General features: G+C 38.9%; 9 protein-coding genes and 2 pseudogenes. All 11 read left to right on the top strand.

Annotated elements, in window-relative coordinates; all coding sequences use genetic code 11:
- Positions 1-322 precede the first annotated feature (322 nt).
- A complete protein-coding gene (locus NCY57_RS16260) occupies positions 323-490 on the top strand; it encodes a hypothetical protein (RefSeq protein WP_330383248.1) in 168 nt (55 codons plus the stop codon).
- A gap of 346 nt (positions 491-836) precedes the next feature.
- On the top strand, positions 837-1,394 hold the full coding sequence (locus tag NCY57_RS16255; protein WP_114002530.1) for an RNA polymerase sigma factor: 558 nt from the start codon (positions 837-839) through the stop codon (positions 1,392-1,394).
- The gene (locus NCY57_RS16250) at positions 1,391-2,779 is read left to right on the top strand and encodes a DUF4179 domain-containing protein (RefSeq protein WP_114002531.1); all 1,389 of its coding nucleotides are present in this window, start codon (positions 1,391-1,393) and stop codon (positions 2,777-2,779) included. Before NCY57_RS16255 ends, NCY57_RS16250 begins: the two co-directional genes overlap by 4 nt.
- A gap of 131 nt (positions 2,780-2,910) precedes the next feature.
- Complete coding sequence (locus tag NCY57_RS16245; RefSeq protein ID WP_250789847.1) at positions 2,911-3,372, top strand: helix-turn-helix transcriptional regulator; 462 nt, start codon at positions 2,911-2,913, stop codon at positions 3,370-3,372.
- Between the two features lie 10 nt (positions 3,373-3,382).
- Positions 3,383-3,940, top strand: coding sequence for a signal peptidase I (gene lepB / locus NCY57_RS16240; protein ID WP_118753147.1), 558 nt, complete (start codon positions 3,383-3,385; stop codon positions 3,938-3,940).
- A gap of 227 nt (positions 3,941-4,167) precedes the next feature.
- Positions 4,168-4,332 (top strand): annotated as a pseudogene (locus NCY57_RS16975) (TnpV protein); the annotation flags it as partial.
- Positions 4,323-4,685, top strand: a pseudogene (locus NCY57_RS16230) (GDP-mannose 4,6-dehydratase); the annotation flags it as partial. The pseudogenes NCY57_RS16975 and NCY57_RS16230, both read left to right, overlap by 10 nt.
- A gap of 357 nt (positions 4,686-5,042) precedes the next feature.
- On the top strand, positions 5,043-5,393 hold the full coding sequence (locus NCY57_RS16225; protein WP_147329815.1) for an FtsX-like permease family protein: 351 nt from the start codon (positions 5,043-5,045) through the stop codon (positions 5,391-5,393).
- A 129-nt stretch (positions 5,394-5,522) separates the two neighbouring features.
- The gene (locus tag NCY57_RS16220; RefSeq protein WP_055066334.1) at positions 5,523-5,852 is read left to right on the top strand and encodes a PadR family transcriptional regulator; all 330 of its coding nucleotides are present in this window, start codon (positions 5,523-5,525) and stop codon (positions 5,850-5,852) included.
- 3 nt (positions 5,853-5,855) lie between these two features.
- Positions 5,856-7,208, top strand: coding sequence for an FtsW/RodA/SpoVE family cell cycle protein (locus tag NCY57_RS16215; protein WP_173746153.1), 1,353 nt, complete (start codon positions 5,856-5,858; stop codon positions 7,206-7,208).
- 134 nt (positions 7,209-7,342) lie between these two features.
- A partial coding sequence (locus tag NCY57_RS16210; protein WP_250789848.1) for a transposase occupies positions 7,343-7,430 on the top strand: 88 nt, incomplete at its 3' end.

Below are 7,430 nucleotides of genomic sequence, written 5' to 3'. Positions count from 1 at the left end.
GGCAATTAATAAAGTTATATAAAGAAATTGATTCAATTTGATGTTGGTACTAAAACAATTAATAGACTGATTGAGCGTCGAAAGGTATCTGTTTGTCCATATCAGTGATATGTTACTCCATAAGGATAGTTCAGGAATATGTAGAATATTACACTTGCAAAAAAAATCTGAGTGCAGAAGTGGCAGACCTTTTTTACAAGTGTAATACGGTTTTACTTTCAAGAGCGACTCAACGACTTGAATATCAGACAATTTAGAGGAATACATTTTATCTGGAAAAGATATTTCTTCAAATGAAAAAATAGCAAAGCATGAGGTCTGGGTGAAAGAATTGCTGAAAAAATATTCGGATATTAATGCAGAGAACATTCATGCAATTCTTCAAAAAGAAGTAGGACTGGTGTTTGTACATGTGCTGGAAGAGTCCGGAGTTTATAAATGCACACCAAAAGGAAGAGAAGATTTTATGCGTTTTGTGGAAAGTTTATAGGATGTGTTTTGACCGTGATTATAATGAATGCTGTAGTATAAAGTACAAAACTACAGAACAAGAAAATATTTTATAACAGCAGTTGCAGCCGGTATCTCATGATATATAAAATGAGAATATCGGCTGCTTTTCATTACTTTTATCCCTAAAAGGTAATCTTCTGAAAACCAAAACTGTAGTTTGGATCTCAACTGAAAAAAATTAAATTTTTTTGTTACCATCCACTATTTTTTACGATATATAATATGAATGGAAATTTTTTTATTCAAAAAGGCGCCTTATCTGTTGCTGGTCAGATTATGGACAGTGACTTTTATCTTAAAGAAACCCGGAGGACAACCTGTAAATGAATGATGATGAAATTATAAACCTGTTTTTGAAAAGAGATGAGAATGGAATTATAGAATTGAGTACTAAGTATCACCCCTATTGCTACAAGATTGCCTGGAATTTATTGGCGAATAGAGAAGATGCCGAGGAATGTCTGAATGATACCTGGTTTTCGGTATGGTCACAGATTCCTCCTACGCATCCTTCTGTATTGGCACACTTTTGCGGTCGGATTACAAGAAATCTTAGTATTGACCGCTTAAGGAAAAAGTTTGCAGGCAAGCGCCCGGATGTTCATATGGCAGATGTTATGGAGGAAATGGAGCAGCTAAATGTAACTTATACCGTGGAAGAACAGCTGGCGGAAAAAGAACTGATGGAAACCATAAATCGTTTTTTGGAAGAAATGTCTCCAAAGGACAGAAATATTTTTGTACGAAGATACTGGTTTTTAGATCCTGTTTCTGCAATATCCAAAAGGCATCATATGTCAGCGGGAAGCGTGAAAATGAATTTATACAGAAACCGGAAAAAGCTGTTGAAACTGTTGGAAAAAGAAGGAGGACGCATATGAAAAAGTTTGATTTTTCAAAAGAATTTGGTAATATTGATCCGAAATATATAGAGGAAGCAGAGCGGGAATGGAGTGAAAAAAAGGAAAACCGGAGACCAAAAGGGTGGAGCAAAGCAGCAGCTGCCTGTGTGATCGTCACCTTGGGTTCTGTTATCTTTTCTAATCCACATATCCAGGCTGCAATAAAAAATATTACATTGTCCATAGGAGAAACCCTTGGTTTCCCAAAAGGCATTGAATCTTATACGGAAGTGTTGAATACCTCTAAGGAAGACAAAGGAATTACTGTAACATTAAAAGAAGTTGTTCTGGATAATGGGGTTCTGTTAACAAAGGTGCATGCAGAAAAAACATCTTCCGGGCAAAAGGACACGGATGATGTCCAGGATGACTGGACCTTTGCCAATACACAGCTTGACATTGATTATCAGAAAACTACAATAAATGGACAGAAAATTGAAGAATACGAAAGCGGACACCTTCTGCCATATTCGGACGAAGATTTGCTAAATACTGGACTGGATGAAAATGTCTATGATGCTGTTCTGGAATCCCGGTTTTCCCTTGATGGTGATTTGGGAGAAAATCCAGAAGTACATTTGGTACTCGGTGCCTATCAAAATGAAAATCTTGGCGAAGATTATTTCGCAGAGTTTGAGTTTGATTTTTCTATTCCCCATGAGGAGCTTATGAAACAGACAGTTCATAAAAAGCTAGAAGATGTTTCTGTTAAAACAGAAGAAGGAACCGTAAAATTAACAGACTTTTCCATGAATAAACTGCAAAGTATAATTAAGGCAGAAATTCCGGAAGAACTTGAGGAAAAGCTGTATAATGGTAATGAGATGATGCTTATGGGGACAGACAGTAAAGGAAATCAGGTACAGTATGAACTGCGCAGTAATTCGGCAGATGGTAAATCTCAATGGAGTTTTAAAACCAGTTTCTGGGGTATGTATCAGCTGGATTCTGACGGCCCGGTTCTTTTGCTCCCGGATATTGACAGCGATTATCTGGAATTACAGCTTTATACCAGAGAACCTTACATGGCTGCAGCAGACACTGTCTGGGTTGATGACGATTTTGTAGAAATTGGTGAGACTACAGAAGCGGTAGAAGAAGTTCCGGAGGATACTTTGGAGGAAAAAAATCCGTCAGATGCAGAGGATCAGGTTGAAACTCAAATTATCGGAGGGGCAGATGCTCCCACAGAAGTAAGGCTTCAAGACGATACAGACCAGAAAGAAAATACCGACGCAGCAGATAAAACGGATGAAGATTACGGAACCGAAGAAAGCGCATATTATGATGGAGCTACAGGTGAAATCACTGCAGAATCCGGTTGGACATCTGTCGGGGATAAAATAAGGATTCAGATTAGGTAGAGAAACGTGAATCTGTTTTCAAAAATCCCATGTCAAAGAAGCTTTGCATACCTGTTTTTTCGCTGTAAAAGGTAAATTGCTTTTCATTTGGCAGAAATTTTTATATAATCCAGGTGAGAAAGCAAAACCGATTGGAAGAACAGGAGCAGAGCAATATTAACATTGGAACGCAGATATTAAAAATACGAAAAGAAAAGGGACTGACCCAGGAGGAATTTGGAAAAATATTTCATGTTACCAGACAGACTGTGTCTAATTGGGAAAATGAAAAGAGCTATCCGGATCTGCAGATTCTCATAGACATCAGCAACCGTTTTGATATTTCTCTCGATGTCTTAATAAAGGAAGATGTCAAAATGGTAAAAACCATGGATAAAGAAAGAGTGCTTGGATCATTGAAACGGGAAAAGTCTGTTATTGACTTTTTTACAGGTGCAGGAACTGGAATTGTAATCACCTGCCTGTTTTCAGCTGATACAATGGTCAGAACGGTTACCATTGTATTAGGCGTGGTCATGATCGGAATTGGCTGGTACCAGGAAGCAAAATATGACAAAAGATTGTTCAGATATATGAATAATGAAGAACGGTGAGGTGGAGAGCATGAAAATCTGGCGTGAACTGTTAGGCTATGTGAAATTGATTGTAATAGTAGTGGCAATTACTCTGGTTATCAATAATGTTGTTTTGATTAACGCAAAAATCCCTTCACCCTCCATGGAAAAAACACTTATGGTGAAAGACCGCCTTTTCGGCTTTCGGCTTGCGTATGGAATTAATCTTAATCTGTTCGGTTATGAAATTTCTGAAAAGTTCAAGGACCCGGAGCGATTTGATATTGTAATATTCAAATACCCAGATGATGAAAGCCGTCTTTTTATCAAAAGAGTGATCGGACTGCCGGGAGAGGTAGTGGAAATTAAGGATGGGAAAGTTTACATTGATGGTTCACCCACTCCATTGGATGACTCTTTCATTCCGGAGAAAATGATCGGAAGTTATGGTCCATATACAGTTCCGGAAAACAGTTATTTCATGCTTGGTGACAACCGGAATGATTCGAAGGATTCACGTTCATGGAAAAACAAATTCGTGCGATTTGACCAGCTTGTGGGGAAAGCTGTTGTAAGATACTATCCATCTTTCAAGTGGTTAGGATAATAAGAAACGCGAATATCAGTGGCTTATTAAGCACTGGAATATTCGCGTTTTTTATTTGATAATGGAAGTCGATTTTTGTCCTGTCTTGTGTATCCCAAAAGTGCCTGTTTTACAGGCTTTTCGGGGTATCAGTCATTTTGTCTGGTATTGTAAAGCAGTGTCAGATTTGTCGTAAATGTCGTAAATTTGTGGTCAAAAAATGATGAGAAATGGAGAGTGCTAACAAAATGAAACTAACGTATACGAATGTAAATGGATATCTGCTTCCAGATCTTACTTATAAATCCGGTGAGCAGATGGATCAACTTGGCAAGTATGGTTTTCTTCGCAGAGATTATCTGAAAAACCATCGAAATTCAACCTATCAGGTGATGCTTCTGCAGGATATGCTTATGATACTCCGGATGGAACTGGTGTAAGAGATTATATTCATGTTGTGGACCTGGCAAAGGGTCATGTAAAAGCACTTAAGAAAATCGAAGAAAATCCAGGGCTTGCGGTTTACAATCTGGGAACCGGAAAGGGCTGTAGTGTTCTTGATATTGTGAAGAATTTTGAAGCTGCAACTGGTGTGAAAATTCCATATGTGATCAAACCTCGCCGAGCAGGAGATATTGCAACTTGTTATTGTGATGCATCTAAGACAGAAAAAGAGCTTGGCTGGAAAGCAGAAAACGGTATCCGTGAGATGTGTGAAGATTCCTGGAGATGGCAGTCTAATAATCCGCAGGGATATGAAGAATAGGATGTATATTTAAAATAAGAGAGCTGTAAGATGCAGCCCTCTTATTTTTTTGAATGATACCGTCAGTTCTATTTCTGGTATAGATCACGTTTTTGGCAGCACATACATAGAGAATGTTTCTGCTGCTTCTTCACGGCAGGGAATCAATCATGTAAATATCACATCGTACAGTGACTATTTGTTAGACAGAGCAAAAGACAGTCTTGTACAAGGGGATTTATCAGAAATTTACGGGGACAGTAATAAGGTCATGACTGCTTCAAATAAAGACAATCCACTAAAAGTTGGAGATACCATTCAGATAGCGGGACAAGAGGTTGAAATTTTAGTGTATATAGTTTTTTGGCAATTATTGCTATGATTACACTGTTTAATACTATAAACAGCATTTCTACGAGCGTAACAGCCCGGATAAAACAGTATGGTGCTATGCGGGCTGTCGGTATGGACGGAAATCAGTTTACACGGATGATTGCCGAAGAAGCCTTTACTTATTCCATTTCTGGATTTGTAATCGGTGGCGTCATAGGGATTGCTCTTAGTCGTTTCCTGTATATCAAGCTGCTTACATGGTATTTTGGAACTCTGTGGAGCATGCCGGTAGAATTACTTGCTATTGTTATTGTGTTTTCTTTCGTTACCGCCATTGCTGCGGCCTACGCCCCGGCGAAGCACATACAATATGGCAATTACCGAAACAATCAATGAATGGTAATAGCCATTAGTTTTGATAAATTTTATTGATATATTGACAAATAATGTAAAATAATCTATTATATAGATGACCGATATATAGAGCGCCGATATATAACTTATTCTAAGAAGGGGGTGGACCAGATGGCTATTGAAAGAGCATTGGTTTCAGGAAGTATGGCAATGCTTGTAATGAAACTTTTGTCTGAAAAGGATATGTATGGATATGAGATGATCGACACACTGAGGCAAAAATCTCAGAATGTATTTGAGCTGAAGGCTGGAACTCTTTATCCATTGCTGCACAGCTTGGAAGAGAAAGGACTCCTGACAGTATATGAACAGGATGTAGCTGGAAAGACCAGAAAGTATTATAGCCTTACCAGACAGGGAAGAGGATTCCTGGAAAAGAAAATAGAGGAATGGAAAGAGTATTCTGCAGCAGTGACCAATGTGCTTATACTGGAGGTGTGAGTTATGGATGAATATCTGAAATTATTGCTGGAACAGATTCGCTGCACAAAAGCCAGACCATACATAAAACAGGAACTGCAGGATCATATGGAGGATCAGATTGCGGAAAACATGAAGGCAGGCATGGATCATGAACAGGCAGAGAAGGAAGCCGTCAGAGACATGGGGGATCCTGTGGAAACAGGAATCTCCCTTGACAGTATCCACAGACCTCAAGCTGCATGGAAACTTTTGGGAATGATTATACTTATCAGCATTGCAGGTGTTCTGATACATGCAGGGATTTCCGGAAAAGCCAGTGAGAATGCGGTAGCCGGTTCTGACAGATATGTGTTTCATGTTATGATCGGGCTGGCTGTCATGATGATTTTGTATCTGCTGGACTATACCGTACTGGCAAAATTTTCAAAAATAATTGCAGCTGTTTTATTGTCCGCCTGTTTGCTGGTTATATTGGAAGGAGGCCAGGTAAACGGAGCAAGGATTTTTATATCACTGCCAGGAGGCAGAAGAGGCATGGATGTACAAAAACTGATGCTGTTTTATGTCCCCATATATGGAGCAATTTTATATAAATATCATGGGTGGGGATATAAGGGACTGGTAAGAGCAATCTTATGGCTGATTGCTCCAGTAATATTAGTTTACAGCCTGCCGGCACTCAGGACAGCTTGTGTGATGCTGGTAACTATGCTGACTATGTTGACGATCGCAATCAAAAAGGACTGGTTTACTGTCAGAAAGAAAAGAACTATCTGTGGAATCTGGGCTGTGTTTTTGACCGCGCCTATAGCAGCTTTCCTGGGTATGTACCTGAGAAACAGGCTGGCGGAATATCAAATTGCGCGCATACAGGCGATGTTTTCCAGCGGTAGCGAAACAGATTATCTCACAAAAATGTTGCATTCACTTTGGAGACAAAATAAGCTGATCGGGAAAAGCAAATCAGATGTAACGGGAATCCTGCCAGCATTTAACGCGGATTACATTCTGACCTATCTGTCATCTGTATATGGAATAATTGCAGCTATACTTTTGTGCTGTGTTCTTGCGGTTTTGATTTTTGCAGTCTTTAACACTGCGTTGCGACAGAAAAATCAGCTGGGTATGATGATGGGATGCGGGTGCGGAATTGTATTTCTCATCAGTTTTTTGATAAATGTCCTTGAGAATCTTGGCGTATTTCCGCAATCAATAACATTTCTTCCGTTTTTTTCAGCCGGAGGAAGCTGTATCATAGTTTCTTATGGACTCATGGGAATCGTGCTGAGTACTTACAGGTATAAGAATATTTATCCGCGACATCCTGAAGCAGGCTTTATGTCCATTAATTCTAAGGTAAAAAAAGTATCGTAATATTATCCAATGCGTCGTAAAACCCCCTGCTTCAGCTATTGGGATATAAGACGCGTCCATCGAATTTATGCAAGTAATTGAAGATGGACAAAATAGTAATTGTATTAATTAATGAACCATAGCATAATACAAATATGAACACAACATATAAATCAAACAACAATGTCGTCTATTCCTGTAAATACCATGTAGTATGGTGTCCAAAGTATAGACGAAAAGTAT

Origin of the sequence: Blautia sp. MB18-30 (assembly GCF_023669475.1) — a bacterium.
Classification (GTDB): domain Bacteria; phylum Bacillota; class Clostridia; order Lachnospirales; family Lachnospiraceae; genus Blautia_A; species Blautia_A fusiformis.
This window is presented reverse-complemented; position numbering and strand designations above follow the sequence as displayed.